This window comes from Vibrio sp. 10N.261.52.C2, from assembly GCF_041471425.1.
In the GTDB taxonomy this organism is placed as follows: domain Bacteria; phylum Pseudomonadota; class Gammaproteobacteria; order Enterobacterales; family Vibrionaceae; genus Vibrio; species Vibrio crassostreae_C.
In genome coordinates this window covers 128,906-146,531 of sequence record NZ_JBFROH010000023.1, presented here as the reverse complement: position 1 = coordinate 146,531, position 17,626 = coordinate 128,906, and the positions used below count along the sequence as shown (strand labels likewise).

At 43.7% G+C, this 17,626-nt stretch carries 16 protein-coding genes; 6 read left to right on the top strand and 10 right to left on the bottom strand.

The genetic code is table 11. From position 1 onward, the window contains the following. Window positions 1-133: 133 nt before the first annotated feature. The 10 genes from AB4307_RS10170 to kduD all read right to left on the bottom strand — a co-directional run bounded on the left by AB4307_RS10170 (window position 134) and on the right by kduD (window position 10,872). Window positions 134-1,300 carry an oligogalacturonate lyase family protein gene (locus tag AB4307_RS10170; RefSeq protein ID WP_372131789.1) on the bottom strand — a complete coding sequence of 389 codons (1,167 nt, stop codon included), beginning with the start codon at window positions 1,298-1,300 and terminating at the stop codon, window positions 134-136. Window positions 1,301-1,367: 67 nt separating this feature from the next. Further along, window positions 1,368-3,137 (bottom strand): sodium:solute symporter family protein, encoded by a 1,770-nt coding sequence (locus AB4307_RS10165; RefSeq protein ID WP_372131787.1) that lies wholly within the window; start codon window positions 3,135-3,137, stop codon window positions 1,368-1,370. 264 nt (window positions 3,138-3,401) lie between these two features. After that, on the bottom strand, window positions 3,402-5,630 hold the full coding sequence (locus AB4307_RS10160; RefSeq protein ID WP_372131785.1) for a right-handed parallel beta-helix repeat-containing protein: 2,229 nt from the start codon (window positions 5,628-5,630) through the stop codon (window positions 3,402-3,404). Between the two features lie 11 nt (window positions 5,631-5,641). After that, complete coding sequence (locus AB4307_RS10155; RefSeq protein WP_372131783.1) at window positions 5,642-6,337, bottom strand: oligogalacturonate-specific porin KdgM family protein; 696 nt, start codon at window positions 6,335-6,337, stop codon at window positions 5,642-5,644. Window positions 6,338-6,762: 425 nt separating this feature from the next. Further along, entirely contained in the window at window positions 6,763-7,386 is a 624-nt protein-coding gene (locus AB4307_RS10150) for a bifunctional 4-hydroxy-2-oxoglutarate aldolase/2-dehydro-3-deoxy-phosphogluconate aldolase (protein WP_372131781.1), read from the bottom strand. 29 nt (window positions 7,387-7,415) lie between these two features. Beyond that, window positions 7,416-8,345 carry a 2-dehydro-3-deoxygluconokinase gene (kdgK, locus tag AB4307_RS10145; RefSeq protein WP_372131779.1) on the bottom strand — a complete coding sequence of 310 codons (930 nt, stop codon included), beginning with the start codon at window positions 8,343-8,345 and terminating at the stop codon, window positions 7,416-7,418. Between the two features lie 195 nt (window positions 8,346-8,540). Then, window positions 8,541-9,176 carry an RpiB/LacA/LacB family sugar-phosphate isomerase gene (locus AB4307_RS10140; protein WP_372131777.1) on the bottom strand — a complete coding sequence of 212 codons (636 nt, stop codon included), beginning with the start codon at window positions 9,174-9,176 and terminating at the stop codon, window positions 8,541-8,543. Window positions 9,177-9,221: 45 nt separating this feature from the next. Further along, the gene (locus AB4307_RS10135; protein ID WP_295899434.1) at window positions 9,222-9,542 is read right to left on the bottom strand and encodes a cupin domain-containing protein; all 321 of its coding nucleotides are present in this window, start codon (window positions 9,540-9,542) and stop codon (window positions 9,222-9,224) included. 19 nt (window positions 9,543-9,561) lie between these two features. Continuing rightward, window positions 9,562-10,080, bottom strand: coding sequence for a YgjV family protein (locus AB4307_RS10130; protein ID WP_372131775.1), 519 nt, complete (start codon window positions 10,078-10,080; stop codon window positions 9,562-9,564). 30 nt (window positions 10,081-10,110) lie between these two features. Next, on the bottom strand, window positions 10,111-10,872 hold the full coding sequence (gene kduD, locus AB4307_RS10125; RefSeq protein WP_295899440.1) for a 2-dehydro-3-deoxy-D-gluconate 5-dehydrogenase KduD: 762 nt from the start codon (window positions 10,870-10,872) through the stop codon (window positions 10,111-10,113). A 252-nt stretch (window positions 10,873-11,124) separates the two neighbouring features. Between kduD and kdgR the strand changes: the two genes are divergently transcribed. From kdgR to AB4307_RS10095, 6 genes are all read left to right on the top strand, one after another. Further along, the gene (gene kdgR / locus AB4307_RS10120) at window positions 11,125-11,910 is read left to right on the top strand and encodes a DNA-binding transcriptional regulator KdgR (protein WP_372131773.1); all 786 of its coding nucleotides are present in this window, start codon (window positions 11,125-11,127) and stop codon (window positions 11,908-11,910) included. 700 nt (window positions 11,911-12,610) lie between these two features. Next, window positions 12,611-13,309, top strand: coding sequence for an ABC transporter ATP-binding protein (locus AB4307_RS10115; protein ID WP_372131771.1), 699 nt, complete (start codon window positions 12,611-12,613; stop codon window positions 13,307-13,309). Window positions 13,310-13,317: 8 nt separating this feature from the next. Next, window positions 13,318-15,852, top strand: a complete 2,535-nt coding sequence (locus AB4307_RS10110; RefSeq protein WP_372131769.1) for an ABC transporter permease — start codon at window positions 13,318-13,320, stop codon at window positions 15,850-15,852. After that, window positions 15,852-16,985, top strand: a complete 1,134-nt coding sequence (locus tag AB4307_RS10105; protein ID WP_108099489.1) for a lipocalin-like domain-containing protein — start codon at window positions 15,852-15,854, stop codon at window positions 16,983-16,985. The genes AB4307_RS10110 and AB4307_RS10105 overlap by 1 nt, the downstream gene beginning before the upstream one ends. Window positions 16,986-17,189: 204 nt before the next feature. Continuing rightward, window positions 17,190-17,399, top strand: coding sequence for a hypothetical protein (locus AB4307_RS10100; protein WP_048609786.1), 210 nt, complete (start codon window positions 17,190-17,192; stop codon window positions 17,397-17,399). Beyond that, window positions 17,396-17,578, top strand: coding sequence for a hypothetical protein (locus tag AB4307_RS10095; protein ID WP_372131766.1), 183 nt, complete (start codon window positions 17,396-17,398; stop codon window positions 17,576-17,578). The genes AB4307_RS10100 and AB4307_RS10095 overlap by 4 nt, the downstream gene beginning before the upstream one ends. Window positions 17,579-17,626 lie beyond the last annotated feature (48 nt).

Genomic DNA, 17,626 nt, shown 5'->3' with positions numbered 1-17,626 from the left:
ATCTAAGCGGAGAAGAGCCCTAGGGGTATAGCAAAACCTCTATTGTAGTAGCCAAATTAACTTATCCACAATAGTAAAAATAACTAACTACGTTTAGCAGTTAGCTATTTTGAAACTTAATAAGTATTCTGAACTATACCTTATACTCTTCAGGAACATCAGCAATATAGATAGCCGGCACGCCTTCGAAATCACTCGTAAATAACACGCCATCATCATTTGGAGTAAACGACGGATGTGGATGGGTAATCTGACGATCTCCATCCAAAACTTCCCAAGAAGAGTTATGCTTAGCTAACTTGGCATATGACTTTTTCTTGGTGTTCAGAACATATAAGAATGGATCATTTTCAATATTGTATCCCTCACTATCGGCTACATCTACTGGTGCATCACAGCCGTCCCCTACCATTAAAGAGCCATCAAAGTTACTCATTAAGTGAGAGCAAGGGGGCATAACCATCACTTCTTCATTCTCAAGCGTTTCAGGATTCGCTTTGTAGATTACTCTGTCTGTTTGGCCTTTGAAATAAGAAACGTAAGCCATCGCACTACCATCAGGAATCCAGAATTCGTGAGTACAAGACTCGCCTTCCTCATGTTCTTTTATTTTACGAACATTAGAACCATCTTCATTCACTAACCACATACGTGCGTCAACCAGATCATGCGGTCCTTCATGACAGAAGCCAACTGTTGAGTCATCAAATGGACGATAAATAGGGTGACCTAACCAAGCATCTTCTTGGTGCACAACCTCTAGAGCACCTGTTTCGATATCTACTTTGATTAATCGACACGTTGGCTCTGTATGGTAGAAATCTTGGAATTTTTTCCAATCCGTCAACGGCTTCCAATCAGCCTTGAGAATTTCAATCCCAACCAGCTTCGTGCAGTCAGAGTTTGCAACCCAAGTTCCGTACCCTTTCCACTCTTCTTCTACCGTATAAATAACTGTTTCAGTGAGCGTTTCCAAGTCAACCTTCATCAGGTGAAGTTCATTTTTAACGTAGAAGAAGGCGCGATCATCCTCGGAAATAAAGCCTCCGAACGTGTTGTCACCAGAACCTTCTGTTAACTGTGTTGCTTTTTTAGTGTCTAAATCAAGTAAGTAGTAGTTTCGGTTTCCATCGAAATCACCAGCGAATAGGAGCTTTGTACCATCCTTGGTAAAGCATTTCTGATAAAAGTAGTTACGATGACAAGTGATCTCTTTGGGTGTCAATCGCGTTACCTTTACTTGGGTATCGCTATCAACAAAAGTTTCAAAACCTAGCTGAATAACATTACCTTTGGACATATTTTTCTCCTACGAACTTTTATAAAAGGCTGTTAGATACCCTAGCAGCCAAACTTAACAATGATAACTAACGAATAGAAATTGCGGCTTGTTGCTCTTCATTGGTTAATTGAGCACTTTTCTTCAAACCATAACCAACGGCAAATACTGCGCCCGCACAGGCAAGGAATAATAGACGTCCCCACAATGGATTAGGGATAAGAACCATTAAAGTCAGACCAGCTGCCATGTAGATAACTAACGTACCCAACTTTGCGCGTTGCATGCGGTCAACAATATCTTGACCTTCTTCAGCGACACACTCGGTATCCACATCTTTAAAGAACTCTTTCGTTGTTTCTACGTACGGGTCTTTTGCTTCATCATAGAATAACGTTGTTAAACAGAAGAAGCCTGCGGTAATAATAAGATGAGCAGCAATGGTAATCATTGTGCGCATTTCACCCGCTTCACGACCTGTTAACTCTTCAACACCAAACCAACCAGCAACGAATTGAGGAGTGAAAATATTCACTACAGCCCAAGAGACGCCCATACCAACGACAACGGTTGCCCATGGTGCCCATTTCGGTGTTTTACGAATAATAATACCTAGGAATAACGGAACTAGGATCGGCGACTGGAGCAAAGTTGCAACTTGCATCATAAGGTCAAACAAGCTTAGGTGTTTCAATGAATTGAAGAACTGAGCCATAAAGATAACTAAGATGCCGTTAATCAAACAAGCAGCCTGACCTGCGCGAAGCAGTTCTTTGTCGCTTGCTTTACCTTTGCGAACAACCGTTGAGTAGAAACTACGAACAAAAATACCAGAGTTACGATTTAGAGCAGAATCCATAGAAGACATGGTTGCAGCAAATAGACCCGCCATTAACAGACCTACAGTACCAATTGGCATCGTTTCACGTGCAAACACTAGGTATACCGCGTCACTCGCTTTAGCACCTAAATCAGGATAAGCCGATGCCGCATCTGGATACATAATGGCAGATGCCCAAGGTGGGATGAACCAAATTATCGCACCGAACATCATCATTGCTAGTGCCATAGCTGCTGCTTTTGTCGCGTTCTTTGAGTCTTTTGCGTTAAGGAAACGATAGGACTCTTGCATGTTGTTGATACTTTGTAATTGCTTCACAACAAAGAATAGGAACGTACAAACAAGAAGCAATGGGTAGTTCATGTCAGGGCCCATGATGAAGCCACCAGGGAACTCATTGACGATGACACTTGGTCCACCAACAAAGTACAAAGCAACACCCGCACACGCAATAGAGATGACCGCAACGACTAGAGTTTGAATAAAGTCAGAAGCAACAACGCCCCATGCACCACTAATTAGCGAAATAGCGAGTACCGCTGCGCCAGTAATGTAAATCGTTGTATTGATATCTGCATCGAAAACCGCTGACGCAAATACGCCTAAGCCATTTAGCCATACACCCGCGTTGATCACGCTTAGAGGGATAATTACCCACGTGAAAAATTGTTCATTCACCGAACCAAATCGACGACGAACGCCTTCTGTGGGTGTATCCACACGCATTTGGCGGAAGCGACGAGAGAAGTAATAGATAGCGAAAACATACGCGACCATGTTACCGATGAAAACGGCTAATACTGCAAAGCCATCGTTAAATGCTTTACCCGCAGCACCGGTAAACGTCCATGCAGAGAACTGTGTCATGAAGGCTGTAGCACCCACCATCCACCAGAGCATTTTACCGCCCCCACGAAAGTAATCACTGGTACTGTTACTTGCCATTTTTTTGAATAGCACGCTGATTGCAACCATCAGTGCAAAGTAGCCTGCGATTACAAGATAATCATATTCCATTGTAGAACCTCGAAACGCTGTTTTAATTTAAAAGAATTGTAAACTCAAAAAACAAAACTAACCGTGACAAAAATCGAAACGTTGGTTCATTTTTAAATATTTCGCATAATTTAGTGACCCAGATCAACCTTACTCATGTGAGTTCAACGAATACGAATTACTCACTATTAAGTTCAATCAGGCAGTATAAAAATATTAATGAACTGTCAATAAGCTAGTTTTCTGAAAAAGAAAAGGCTCCGAAAAGCCTTAATGGGAATGAATTTAATTCATCATCTCTTTAAGTTGACGTGCCTCTGCCATTCCTGGAACTTCACTAGATACGTCGACATTTGATGTCTTCTTCATAGCGTTAAGGCGATTAAGATCAATGGCGTTACCATCTTGATCGACAGTGGTACCATTTTTGATGAACAAATTGCCTTTAGAAACATCGCTATTGACGACGTCGTCATAACGACTCTGTGTATGGAATCGGTACGAGACATTGTTGACAAAGTAACCCTGTTTTATCTCATCAGAGTATGGGCTTTGACGGAACAAGTAGTTAAAGCGCTTATTATCAATAGATACGTTGTCTTTGACAGTCACTGAGCCCGGGTTAAAGTTGTCTGTAAAACCATCCATATTGTTGTTAAAGGACAAGCTATTAGTGATCACGTGAGGCACAGGAATACCTTCACCACCCAATTTAAAACCATTACCGATTGTGCCGCCTTTATTGGCTACCTCTAACGTTCGCCCGTTATTGAATGCGATTGAGTCTTTGATCGTAACCGCACCATTCGGACCATCTTCTACTTTATTGAAAAGGTCCCAGCCATCATCGATGTTGTGGTGAGCGATACAACGAATGAAAGTGTTACCATCACCAATTCGCATTTTAGCTGCGAAGCCATCAGCATTAATCTGTGAAGGGTCCATATTGTTGTAGCTTTCACTATCTATGACTGTGTTGTAGCTTGCCCATAACGCACGGCCAATACCTTCTGGTGAGGTGATTTGGAATCCGGTATCTGGCGCACCGTGTGTCGTCATTCTTTCAAAGATATTGTGGCTACCGTGTACGATAAAACGCGCACCAGCAACTTCAATATCTTCATAGTGCCAATAGTTAGCATCATGCTCTAATTGCCCGACAAAACGCACACCCTCTTCAATAGCTTTCAGCGATTTAGGCTGTTCAACAGTACCACTGACGGTGATAGGCAGTGTTAAGCTTTCATAATCACCTTTGGTGAGCTTGATTGTGCCACCAGCTGGCACCAACTCGATAGCCGTTGCTAGATCAAGTGGTTGTTCTTGGCTACCCGTGCCTTGTAAAGTGCCGTTTGGCGCTACATAAATCGCGTTCGGATTGCTGACAGAGGCGCGCTCTACAGAAAACGTTTCTGTCTTGGCATCCAAATCAGGGCCTTCCACTGCCGTAAAAGTGACTGCGAATTCATTACTGCCCGTTGAAAGCGTTGCTGTATGGTTAAGCAGATCGCCTGCTGCCACCTGCTCAGTGGTAATCACTTTACCATTTTGGCGAACTTCAAATTTTCCGGTGTAGTTCGAACGAGCTTGTACTGAATAAGTGTCATAAACTGACTTTGAAGAAGACGCTATCTCAAAAACAACATCGCCTTGCTTTGCTACATATTTTGGATCATCAATCGTATCTGCGGGCGATAAAGCCAGCTCAACGTTGCTGACATCCATTTTTGCATTACGCGATGCAAAGAAGCCGATGTACTGACTATCTGCATTTTGCATTTCAACGATATTGGCATTCGCTCCTTTAACCGCTGAGGTCTCAATAACATCACCTTTCTGGTAACTCACCTCAAACCCTTCGTTAGTTCTGGTTAGGCTCATACGGTAAGTATCATTGTTAACATAAGGAACACCTTCAACATAATCGACTTGAGTGCGACGGTTACCTGATGTCCCCCACGGCTGGTAAACCCCTTCACGGAAAGAGGTGTTGATGTTCGCCATACCATCATTTGCACGAGTATGAGAACGCAGTAAGTTCATCACCATGTTCGCTGCTGAAGGAAACTCTTCGTGACCTTCTGGTTGTGGCATCAAACGCTCGGCGCCTAAAATGTCACGAACCATGATGCCGGCCCCCTCTTGTCGGTTCGGCGTAGCGCCCGTTTCAGGACCAAGCTGTACAAGATTAATATCCGCTGACAGGGTGAAATTGTAATCTGTTGGGATCTCTGTGTAGTAGAACGTCAAACCTTCATGAGAATTCGCGAGCTTTCCACCACGGCTCTCAACCGTAAATTGAGACTCGATTTTTCCCGCTTCAATTAATTCACCGTTCACGGTAACCTGATTCACACCGACTTTTTCAGGTAGGATTGTCGACCCGAAGTTCAAATCGGTTGATTGACCGAAGGTCATCGCTTTCCATATCAGTTCATCAACATTAATATCTGATGCGAAGGCTTGAGGAGAAAGGGCTGCGGCTAGACACAGCGCTAAAGTATGTTTTTTCATAATCTCACCTTTTAGAAACTGTATTTAACACCAACACGGTAACGGATGGCATGATCATCTTTAGAGCCATTACTATTTTTATCAAACGTCAAAAAACCAACTTCAGCAAACGGTACCCAACCACTTTCTAGCTGACTATATTCACCAAAGAAGTTAATTAGGTGATCAGTGTCTTTATCTTTCCAGCCGCCCTGACCTGACTCTAAGTCTTTATACTCAAGATCAACTCCAATCTTTCCCCAGTGGAGTTTGTAGTCATTCACAACATTTAGCTGGTGGTAGCTTGAATTATCAGAGCTGACACGGCGTTGATCACCGTAACGGTAGCGAACATTCGCTCCCCAATTATCAGTAATTTTGGCGATAGCTCGGATGTTGTATTTGTGTGTTGTTGAAGTGCTCGATGCATCTGCTGCATAAGAAGGCTGCAAGGTAAATGAATCATTAATTTTGTAGTTGTAGCTCATGCCCACTTCATGGCCGCCACTCTTCACTCCGCCTAAAAAGTCATCATCATCATGGCGCCACTTAGCCTCTACAGAAAAGCCGATGCCGTTTGCAAAACGGTGGGACACAGTAATACGATCGCGATGCTGATCACCATCGCGATCAGGCATATATTCGTGACGTAGGTTAATTGATGCTGCAGATACAGCGGTGGAAGTTAGGGCAAGAAGTAAGGAGGTTGTTAACAGCTTAATTTTCATTTTGAAACACCGTTTTGTTTTGTTTTAAATTTCGTTTCAATATATAGATCGGTACGAAAAACTAAAGCCGACATTTGTTGAAATGTGATCTTTAAAACGGCGTTTTAATATTAAAAACTAGAAAGTGTGATAATGATTAAGTACTGATAAAATGAGGGAAGGTAGGCAGAGCTAAGTCTCTATTCAGTTTTCGAATATATCCGAAAACTGAACTAGGCCATCCAAATTAGTAAGTAAATCAAAGAGCCGCATTCAGTGCTAAGAATATGCAATATCATCATTATGGTTAAAAAACATAGTGCTCCCCCCATAAAAAAAGCGCCTATAGGTGCTAGGCGCTCGTTCTCATTTGTTCTGAATTTTTATATTTTTCACCTAAAACATAATAATCTCAGAATGTTACCAACGTTGTTGCTTTTTTATTCTTAATCGATGATGCCAGCGACTTCACGAACAAGCTTCGCAAGCTCATCCCATTGTTCATTATCAATGAGGTCGTTTGGTACCATCCATGTTCCGCCACAAGCTAATACGCTTGGAATGGCCAGATAATCATTAACGTTCTTAGGGCTAACGCCACCTGTTGGCATGAATTTAACCGGATAGACAGCCGTCAGAGCTTTAAGCATGTTAACGCCACCTGAAGGTTCAGCAGGGAAGAACTTCAATGTGCGTAAGCCCATTTCCATCGCTTGCTCGACCAAACTTGGATTATTGACACCTGGAACAATGGTGATGTTACGTTGCTGACAGTACTTAACCGTTGTAGGGTTAAAGCCAGGACTAACCACGAAATCAACCCCCGCTTCAATTGACTGGTCCACTTGATCTGTTGTCAATACGGTTCCAGAGCCAATGAGCATTTCCGGAAAGGCTTCTCGCATTGCTTTGATGGCATCAAATGCTTGCTCAGTGCGAAAAGTGACTTCAGCGCAAGACAAGCCATTTTCAATCAAGACTTCAGCCAACTTAGAGGCTTTTGATGCATCTTTAATGGCAATAACAGGCACAACTTTGATTTCAGATAATCGTTCATTAAGCGTTTTCATTCTATTTCCCTTAATTTTTCTTTAAACCGTTAGATGGTTGGCATGACTTCTGTAGGAATAATCGCGCCACGATGCTGAATTACTGTCCCTGCGACTAAGTGCCCTGAGCTTGCTGAGTCCGTCATATCACCGCCAAGAATGCGTTTAGCAAGATAACCTGCACTGAATGAATCACCCGCAGCGGTCGTATCTACGATTTTTTCGATCTTATTCGCAGAGACCGACTCAAAAATTTCTTTGGTTACAACGAAGCAATCGTCACCGCCACGCTTCACAACTATCTCTTCAACGCCAAGCGCCTGTGTGCGATCAATGGCTTGCTGCTCGATATTGTCTCCCCAAAGTAAGACTTCGTCGTCAAACGTTAAGAAAGCAATATCAGTAATGGATAGAATCTCTTGATAAACTGAACGTGCAACATCTAAATCATGCCAAAGCGCTGGCCGGAAGTTGTTATCAAACGCGATTTTCACCCCTTCGTTACGACATAACTTAAGGAGCTTCATCAGAGACTCAAGGCAATCTTGTGGCAGGATTGCAAGGCTAATACCGCTTAAATAAATCATTTGATGTTGACAAAACTGATTCACTAAATCTTCAATCGCATGATCACGAAGCCAATACTTTGCCGCTGCATCATTTCGCCAGTAATGGAAGCTACGTTCACCCTCTTCGGTCGTCTCGATGGCGTACATACCGGGTAATTTTGTTGAAGAAAGGTATACCATCTCAGTGTTGATATTCTCTTCTTTCCATGCGGTTAGCATCTCTTGGCTGAACGAGTCTTGACCTAGCCCCGTCACATATGACGTGGTCACTCCGTGTGGCTCAGTTAATCTCGACAGATAAACCGCTGTATTTAATGTATCGCCGCCAAAGCTTTGCTTTAACTGGCCCTGATTTTTTGTTAATTCAACCATACATTCGCCGATCACAGCGACACGAGTAATGGGGGTCATAAAAACTCTCCTCTCAATTTATCTATCCATTATCCCATAAAGGATAGACTTAACAATAAAAAATAAACCTTTGTTTTAATAAATGTGAGCTGATCATTTAATTAAATCAAAATACGACCAAAACAAAAAAAGCCAGCCGATCACGGCTAGCTTTCATAACTCAACTTATTTCCCGATAAATGAGTACGGTAGTGATTAGTCCAATAAAGACTTCACGTACTCAGCAATCTCAGAAACTTGGCAGTTTGCGAAGAAAAACTCTTGGAATTGAGCACCACCGATAGCGGCTTTCACTAGGTCTTGATCTAGAGAGCGAAGGCCTTCAATCACGTCTTTTGCAACGGCTGCTTTTACATCGTTTAAGATCGCTGCGTTCGCTTGTTGTGGAGCAGCACGCTCGATTGGGTAACCTTCACCGCGGTTGCCAGTGAATGCTTTTTCAAAGATGTAGCGAATGTTTAGCTCACCAGCCCAACCAAAGCCTTTAGCGAATGCTAGAGAAATTGCGTTACCATTATTGATTTGGTTGAATAGGAAAGCATCTGATGGCTCAAGGGCATAACCACAAACAACACCTGGGTGCAGGTTGCTTGCCATCATTGCGCCTTGACCTGTACCACAACCCGTTACAACGAAATCCGCCGCTTTAGAGTTAAGAACAAGGCTAGCTAGAATGCCTAGGTGAACGTAAGTTAGGTGGTGATCGTTTTCATCCGTCATACCTACGTTGAATACATCGTGACCAAGGCCGCCAGCAACACTGTTTAATTCACCTGCAACCATAGCGTTTTTTGGTGCTTGGCTGTTTTCCATCATTAGAGCGATTTTCATGGGTTTCTCCTGCAGTTTATACTGCGATAAATTAAATTTTTAAAATTAAACGAAGTCTTTGCGCATTGGAGTAAAGTTATCGATCAATACTCCCGCTTCTAGGCATACACAGCCATGTTCAATGCTTGGCTCTTTGTACATCGTATCGCCAGCTTTCACGATTTTGGTTTCGTCACCGATCGTAAATTCAAACGCACCAGATAGAACATAAGTTAATTGTTCATGAGGGTGGTTGTGCATTGCGCCAATTGCACCTTTTTCAAAGTGCACTTCGACCGCCATCATGTTGTCGTTATGAGCTAAAACCTTACGCGAAATACCATCGCCTAAATCTTCTAATTGAACGTCATTGTTGTATACAAACATGTGCCACCTAATAGTTTGTTTATTTGCTTACTGCAAGTGTTTGGCGCTGCTCTCTAAGCAGGCGGAATATCGTCATCAAATTCACGCTAATAAGCGTGACTTCTAATAACGTGCCCCCTATCGAGCCCACGAGAATATTGTTGGTTAGCCAACACGTTGCACCAATTAAAAAGCCGATTCTCATCTGAATACCTTTCAGTACAAAGACAGAATAAGTCCCAATTATCGTCCCTAATATTGGCCAGAGTTCCCAAATGGAGTTGGACAACCAAACACCACTGACCAAGCTGATTGTAATAAATACTACAGCCACTACTTTTGAAGAGATGTAAATCGCGGTAGCCGTTCTCAACCCAGCCAACAAAGAGCTGAGCGCTGAAACAATTGAACCTAATAATAGGTAGTGAAGCATGTGGTTGATATTCAATATGCACATCAATATTTTTAGCTTCTTATCGTCTTTTTGATAGAAAGCTGAAACACCCAATGCAAAACTTACATAGCCCAGCATCTGAGCAAGACTTAAATATTCCGACATGTTATTTCACTACTTATAAAAGCGTCTTTATTAACGAGACAGCCAACCACCGTCAACAGCAATTGTGTAACCATTAATATAGTCAGAGGCACTTGATGCTAGGAATACACATGGACCTTCTAAATCAGATGGTAGACCCCAACGTGCGGCTGGAATACGGTCAACAATCTCTTTATTACGTTGTTCATCAGCACGTAGTGCAGTTGTGTTGTCTGTTGCCATGTAACCTGGTGCAATCGCATTTACGTTGATACCGTGTGCAGCCCATTCGTTCGCCATTAAGCGAGTCACACCCATGACACCACTTTTTGAAGCTGTGTATGAAGGAACGCGAATACCACCTTGGAAAGAGAGCATAGATGCGATGTTGATGATCTTGCCGCCTTCACCTTGAGAAATGAACTGCTTAGCAACGGCTTGAGACATAAAAAATAGAGACTTAACGTTGATGTTCATTACGTCATCCCAATCTTGCTCTGAGAAATCAATCGCATCGTTACGACGGATGATTCCAGCATTGTTCACCAGTACATCGATACGACCCAATTCAGTGACCGCACGATCAACGATCGATGGAATATCATCTAACTTCATTAGATTAGCGCGAACATCGATAAACTTTCGGCCCAGTGCCTCTACTTGCTGCTGTGTTTCAGTGGCTTCTGAAATATTAACGCCAACAATGTCGCAGCCTGCTTTAGCTAAGCCCAAAGCCATGCCCTGACCCAGTCCAGTGTTACAACCAGTTACAAGGGCAACTTTGCCTTTCAGATCAAATGATTCAAGTGTCATTTTAAAACTTCCTCAGAGGTAATAAGTAACGTGAACGTGTAATAGCTCACTGCAATGACGCAAACATAACAGACTTTTTTTTACTTTGACAAACTTTTTTGAAAAAGCGTTTCAAAAATAAAGACAGAGATCTTATTTTTTAATGGCACTTGGTGCGGCGTGGTTTCAAATTTATGAAAAGGCATTTTGAAATTACTGGTAATGAGAGAGAGTAGAGATATAATGTTCACAGACAACAATAGGGGCTGTTTTATGGAAAAGTCGACACAACCAGAAGCTGTATCTTCAGTGTTAAAGGTTTTTAGTATTTTACAGGCATTGGGCGATCAAAAAGAGATAGGTGTTTCAGAGCTTTCTCAACGCTTAATGATGTCTAAAGCGACAACCTATCGCTTTTTACAAACAATGAAGACGCTTGGTTATGTTTCCCAAGAAGGAGAAGCGGACAAATACTCACTGACTCTTAAGCTTTATGAGTTAGGTGCAAAATCCTTAGAGTATGTGGAGCTGATAGAGCTTGCCGATAAAGAGATGCGTATTATCTCAGAGCAGACGAATGAAGCACTGCACCTTGGAGCTCTTGATGAGAGCGCTATTATCTACGTGCACAAGATTGATTCCGGCTACAATCTTCGCATGCAATCAAAAATTGGCCGCCGTAATCCGTTGTACAGTACGGCTATTGGCAAGGTTTTGCTATCAGATAAAGATGAAGCGTTCGTACGAAACACACTCGACGATGTTGATTTTGTTAAACACACAGAAAAAACGCTAGAAAATACGGAGCAGGTTCTCTCAGCACTTCAAGAGGTGCGTCAACAGCATTTTGCTGAAGATAACGAAGAGCAAGAGCCTGGCTTGCGCTGTATTGCCGCTCCAATCTACGACCGATTTGGTACAATCATAGCGGGTGTGTCTATCTCTTTCCCGACGATACGCTTTGATGAAGAACGAATGGAATACTATGTCGGCCTTCTGCACAACGCAGGGAAAAATATATCAGAACAGCTCGGGTACCACGAATATCCATCGAGCTAAGAAAACAAGAAGCAGCGATTCGCTGCTTTTTTTGCCATTAAATAACTTTGTGAAACAGCGTTTTATAATAAGGCAATATCTATGGGTACTTCTATCACACCAAATATCAGTGATTTTTTAAGTCGCATAGATCCGTTTGATAAACTTCCATCACCGCTGCTGCAATCGCTCGCCAGCTGTGTAGTGATGCTGTCGCTTGTTCAGAGTTATTAAAAGTACAAATTAAAAAGTATGGTTTAAATATAGAACCTAATCCGCTTAAAGTTCTGATAAAAAACGCATAAACTTTATATTTACTAGTTAAAGTGTTACACACTGAAGTGGATCAACAAATCCTGCCGAATATCTAACGTAAAACACACTGGGACAAAACAAGCTGGAGAAACAGCACTAACCCACCCCGCCTTCTTAAAGAAAACCTTTAACACGTTAAACCATGATTTATTGCACTTAAACATGGTCACGAACCGTCTGACGATAAATTCAAAGCCTCCGAGGTGACTCTAAGCTCCCACTAACACCTGTATTCCTCCTCACACTGATCTATTTCCCTCTTTTCGAAGTACAAGTTATTAATAATTCGACGTAAATCGCTTTCTTTTTCAAATTGTTGTCTACAGTTTTATAGAGCTTGTCGCTTCGGTAATTGCCACAAGTAACGACACCTTTTGATGGTAAGTTTTGGTTATAAGGAAAGGAAATGGAAAGCCCAATTGTCACACTCACACAGGCCAACAAAAGCTTTGTTGATGGCAAAGACACCCATAGCGTGTTAGACAGTGTCGACTTCGCTTTGGCGACAGGGGCAAGCGTGGCTTTGACAGGAGCGAGTGGCAGCGGAAAAAGTACTCTGCTGAACATCATTGCAGGGTTTGAACCTCTATCTGGTGGCGAGTTGTGGCTCGATGGTGAGAACTCATTAGATTGGAGAGATCCACAGTGGAGCCGATTCCGCCATCAAAAATTGGGCGTTATCTTTCAACAGTTCAACTTATTGACCCCACTCAACGTAAAACAAAACATCGCCTTCCCTCTTCATTTAAATCAACAGAAATGGAGCGACTGGTGCGATTATTTAGTTGATGCATTGGGCATCAGTGAGCTACTCGAAAGACACGTATCCGCACTCTCTGGCGGTCAGCAACAACGGGTGGCAATAGCGCGTGCGCTTGCCCATAAACCCAAACTACTGCTTGCCGATGAACCCACAGGCAACCTCGACCACAAAGCAGGGTTAGAGGTTATGAAGCTGCTGAGTGAAATCACTACACAAGGCGACACTGCCGTGCTTTTGGTTACGCACAGCCCAGAATGCGCCAGCTTTATGCAGACAAAATTGGTGTTAGACGATGGTTGTTTAAGGAACGTAGATCTAACCCCAAGAGCAGCAACGTTGTGAGTCATTCAATGAAGCAAACTGGCTTTGCTCAGAACCAGCTCACCCATACCAAACTGACTCTGAATCTATTCGCAGCGCACTATCGTCAATCACCATTGCAAGCCGCAGCGATTCTGATCGGCATTGTGCTAGCGGTCACCTTGTTTGTCGCAGTGCAAGCCATCAACCTCAATGCCAAGCGCAGTTATGCAGAATCGACCGAGCAACTTAGCGCCCAAGCGAAGAACCTTATCATTCCACCAGCAGGGCAAAACTATTTGCCGGAATCGCTCTACTTCAACTTAAGACAAAGTGGATTAAGCGCAGCACTGCCTGTGATTGAAGGGCGAGTAAGAGACGAACAAGGCCGACGCTGGTCAGTTCAAGGCAGTGAGCTAATCGCCGCCCTCACTTCAAGAGCTCGCCACTCTCGCATCGACGAACAAAGCAACACTCAAACCAAAGAACCAAACATTTCCCTGTTCGACAATGCCTTACCTTTGCCGCAACTCTTAGCGGGTGAACCCATTGTGATGATGAGCCAATCACAACACCAGAACTTGGGAGAAGTAGACACGCTCACTTTGGATGAAGTGCTCACCCAAGTAGTAGTGCTACCAGATGAATGGCAACTGGGAAGCCGAATGTTGATGGACATTGGGTTCGCTCAGCAGCTGCTTAACAAGCAAGGGCAACTGAGCTACATCGCTATTTTTGACACCAAGAGCGACACTAACAGCAATACTCAGGATAAGTGGCGAATCCTTATCGGCGAGCAAGGGCAATGGATTTCCAACAACCAAAGCACGGATCTCGGTTCAATTACCGATAGCTTTCACCTCAATCTCACCGCCATGAGTCTGTTGGCGTTTTTGGTTGGCCTATTCATCGCTTACAATGGTGTGAAGTACAGTTTACTGAAGCGTAATCGGCTATTGGTGCAAATTCAACAAGCCGGCATTGCGCCAAGCATCGTGTTTTCAGCTCTGTTAGTCGAGCTGACTCTTTTAGTCACACTAGGCGCGTCGCTTGGTTTCATTCTCGGCATCCAACTCAGCCATTGGCTGCATCCAACCGTCGCGATAACACTTGAGCAACTTTATGGTGCAACACTGCTTCCCGGTACATGGCAGTGGCAATGGTTAGTGCAGGCACTGCTACTCACGCTGGCCGCAACGCTTGTCGCTTGTTGGCAACACTTTAAACAGCGGGTGCGACAACCCCTCTCTTCCCATGGCGGTTTCTATCAAGCGCCGGAAACGTCTAACGAAAATCAGCTGTTTGTTATCGGGTCAGTATTAACTATTCTCGCGTTAGCAGGTTTATGGATGAGCGAACATCATCGCTTCACCATGGCATGGCTCGGTGTGCTAGTGGTATCGATTCCTTTGTATTTGCCCAAAACGCTCAGCGTGCTAGCGAACTGGAGCGAAAAACGCACCCAATCGGGGTTAATACAATATCTGTTCGCTGAGCTGCGTGAACTTATCTCCCCTCTCTCCCTTGCCATGATGGCGTTGCTTCTCGCTGTCACCGCCAATATCGGAATGAATACCTTAGTCGGCAGCTTTGAATCCACGTTAAAGCAATGGCTTGAACAGCGCTTACATGCCGATATTTACGTTAGCCCTGCCCAAGGTGAAATCGCGAATGTCGAACGTGCGTTAGAGCAGTTTGAAAATGTTGAAACCGTTTATAAGCAATATTATGTCGACGATAACTTGCAGGGTTTACCGACTTTGCTCGGCACTAAAGACAAAGACACACTTGAGCAAACCATGGTGTTCCAATCCCACCTTGATGATTTCTGGACGCGCTTTTACCAAGGTGAATTCGTGGCAATCAGCGAACCTACGGCAGTGAAGCTCGGCTTGTCCCTTGGAAGCCGACTCAAGCTCGACGCGATCCAAGACAAAACACTCATCGTCGGGGCGATTTTCCACGATTACGGCTCACCGAATGGCGAAGTGTTACTTTCACCTAATTTATGGCTCGAAAACGGATTTACTGATTTACCCACCAGCTTGGGAATCAAAGTTTCTGGCGACCCACAAGTGGTGTACGAACAGCTACGCCAACAACTCAATCTGCACCCAAGTCAGCTTTACGATCAAGCACAGATCAAATCGATCGCTTTAGATATCTTCTCACAAACCTTTGCTATCACTCGGGCGCTTAATGGCGTCACTTTAATGGTGGCGGTGATAGGGTTGTTCTGCGCCTGTTTCATGTTGCTCGATGCACGTAAAGCCGCTATTGCAAGGTTGTACGCGCTCGGTGTTAGTCAGAAAAAATTGATGGCGATGGTGGTCGGGCAAATCGTTGTTCTGGTCGCCTTCACTCTGGTTATCGCCTTACCACTCGGCGCTATGGTCGGTTATGTGTTGACGGACATCGTTACCCTGCGCGCCTTTGGTTGGAGCTTAAATTACGTATGGAATTGGAGTGACGCACTCAGCATCGCAGCCATCACCATTTTAGTCGCTGTGTTTGCGACCTTAATTCCACTGTGGCGTTTGGTCAGTAAACCCGTGGTATCCAGTTTACAAAGTGAGGTGTTGTGATGAATCGATCAATGAGAGTTTTCGTTCTCACACTTGGCATCTTACTCCTTTTAGGGTGTGAGGAGTCCACTCAACCATCAGCTCAAAATATGGGTTCGATACTCGGTACTGAAACACAAACCGAGAATGAAACGGCAATCGATCAAGCGCAATTTTCTCCGGTAGTAAAAGGTATCGACATCACTTTCCCTGCCGACCATCAAGCGCACCCTGATTTTCGTCATGAATGGTGGTATTTAACCGCAAACTTGATTGATGAAAAAGGCAATACGTTAGGCGTGCAATGGACACAGTTTCGCTTTGCGGCTGCACCACAGGAACGTAGCAATAGAACCAAGGAAACTACGTGGCAAAGTCAGCAGATCTACATGGCACACAGCGCTGTCACCACTAAAGACAAACACTACGCCGATGAAAAGTGGTCACGTAACCAAGCAGAACTGGCAGGAGTAAGCGCTTCACCATTTCGTGTCTATCTTGATGACTGGCAATGGACGTCGACGACCGATGACCTGTTCCCAGCTACATTGGTCGCTAACTCGGGTCAATTTGGATACTCGCTTAAGTTAACCAACAACGCGCCTTATCAAAAGCAAGGCGAACAAGGCTACAGCACTAAAAGTAGCGATGGCAAAGTGGCTTCCTATTACTACAGCCAACCATTCATCGATGTATCGGGCGAAGTAACCATTGATGGCATCACGCATCAGGTGTCTGGTAAAGGTTGGATAGACAGAGAGTGGAGCTCTCAGTTTTTACTCGACTCACAACAAGGTTGGGATTGGTTTGCGCTAAGGCTGAGTGATGAAACCAGTTTGGTGGTATTTCAGCTTCGAAACTCAACAACAGGCAAAGCCAGTTATTCCCATGCGAAGTTGATGAATCAAGATGGCTCCGGCATCACGATTAAGCAGCAAGACATCAGCTTAACCGCCATCAAGCAAACTAAAATCGACGTGAGTGACTACCCAACAAAGTGGCAAGTTTCGATTCCAACTCAACAGATCGAACTGACCGTCTCGGCACTCAATCCAAATGCCAAAATGCCGCTGTCGGTTCCTTATTGGGAGGGGCCAATCATGATTAAAGGTTCTCATTCCGGAGCTGGCTATATGGAGTTGACTGGGTATTAGATTGTGTATTAATACAGGTGGAATCTAACAACAAATACATCGCGATAACCATCAACTAAAACACTTTCAACCAAAACCTCCACCACGGAGGTTTTTTGTTATTCCATATGTTCTATTTACCTTAACGCCTGTTGAAAAATATCTAATTTAACCAAACACTGGGCTCCCCTAAAATACCAATCAAATGGTTAGAGGAGATAGAACATGCTTAGCTCAGTGCACAATGACGAACTCAACAGATACATCGAGAAACTAGACTTAAACCTTACCAAGGATCAGGTTCGTGAACTTGGTTGGCAGCAAAGTAATGAAGAGGTAGGAAAAGAAAAAACAGTATTAGGCTCGTGGTTTTTCTTTTCTTTCTTTGGCTTATGTACGTCTGCATGTCTTGCGCTGCTAATGTATATCTCATGAAGATAAACAAAACAATGACCACGTATAACCAGCATGGAACCTTCAATTGGTTCGAGGTCGACGGAGAAACGTACATACTGTTCAAAGTGGGCAGCAACAGTGCTCTATTGAACCAACACTATGAGGATGTCACCGAACAACAGAGCGAAATATATGGGCTGTTAACGGCGATTCCATAAGCTCATACTGCACGTATTCACTTATGGTCTATCTATTCACTTGTGGTC

What these genes read in the sequence shown, in the direction of transcription:
- AB4307_RS10150 (WP_372131781.1), bottom strand. Translation starts at nt 7,386, where the DNA reads ATGAAAACGCTTAATGAACGATTATCTGAAATCAAAGTTGTGCCTGTT.
- AB4307_RS10110 (WP_372131769.1), top strand. Translation starts at nt 13,318, where the DNA reads ATGAAGCAAACTGGCTTTGCTCAGAACCAGCTCACCCATACCAAACTG.
- AB4307_RS10130 (WP_372131775.1), bottom strand. Translation starts at nt 10,080, where the DNA reads ATGTCGGAATATTTAAGTCTTGCTCAGATGCTGGGCTATGTAAGTTTT.
- AB4307_RS10100 (WP_048609786.1), top strand. Translation starts at nt 17,190, where the DNA reads ATGCTTAGCTCAGTGCACAATGACGAACTCAACAGATACATCGAGAAA.
- AB4307_RS10115 (WP_372131771.1), top strand. Translation starts at nt 12,611, where the DNA reads ATGGAAAGCCCAATTGTCACACTCACACAGGCCAACAAAAGCTTTGTT.
- AB4307_RS10140 (WP_372131777.1), bottom strand. Translation starts at nt 9,176, where the DNA reads ATGAAAATCGCTCTAATGATGGAAAACAGCCAAGCACCAAAAAACGCT.
- kdgK (WP_372131779.1), bottom strand. Translation starts at nt 8,345, where the DNA reads ATGACCCCCATTACTCGTGTCGCTGTGATCGGCGAATGTATGGTTGAA.
- AB4307_RS10170 (WP_372131789.1), bottom strand. Translation starts at nt 1,300, where the DNA reads ATGTCCAAAGGTAATGTTATTCAGCTAGGTTTTGAAACTTTTGTTGAT.
- kduD (WP_295899440.1), bottom strand. Translation starts at nt 10,872, where the DNA reads ATGACACTTGAATCATTTGATCTGAAAGGCAAAGTTGCCCTTGTAACT.
- AB4307_RS10105 (WP_108099489.1), top strand. Translation starts at nt 15,852, where the DNA reads ATGAATCGATCAATGAGAGTTTTCGTTCTCACACTTGGCATCTTACTC.
- AB4307_RS10135 (WP_295899434.1), bottom strand. Translation starts at nt 9,542, where the DNA reads ATGTTTGTATACAACAATGACGTTCAATTAGAAGATTTAGGCGATGGT.
- AB4307_RS10160 (WP_372131785.1), bottom strand. Translation starts at nt 5,630, where the DNA reads ATGAAAAAACATACTTTAGCGCTGTGTCTAGCCGCAGCCCTTTCTCCT.
- AB4307_RS10095 (WP_372131766.1), top strand. Translation starts at nt 17,396, where the DNA reads ATGAAGATAAACAAAACAATGACCACGTATAACCAGCATGGAACCTTC.
- AB4307_RS10165 (WP_372131787.1), bottom strand. Translation starts at nt 3,137, where the DNA reads ATGGAATATGATTATCTTGTAATCGCAGGCTACTTTGCACTGATGGTT.
- AB4307_RS10155 (WP_372131783.1), bottom strand. Translation starts at nt 6,337, where the DNA reads ATGAAAATTAAGCTGTTAACAACCTCCTTACTTCTTGCCCTAACTTCC.
- kdgR (WP_372131773.1), top strand. Translation starts at nt 11,125, where the DNA reads ATGGAAAAGTCGACACAACCAGAAGCTGTATCTTCAGTGTTAAAGGTT.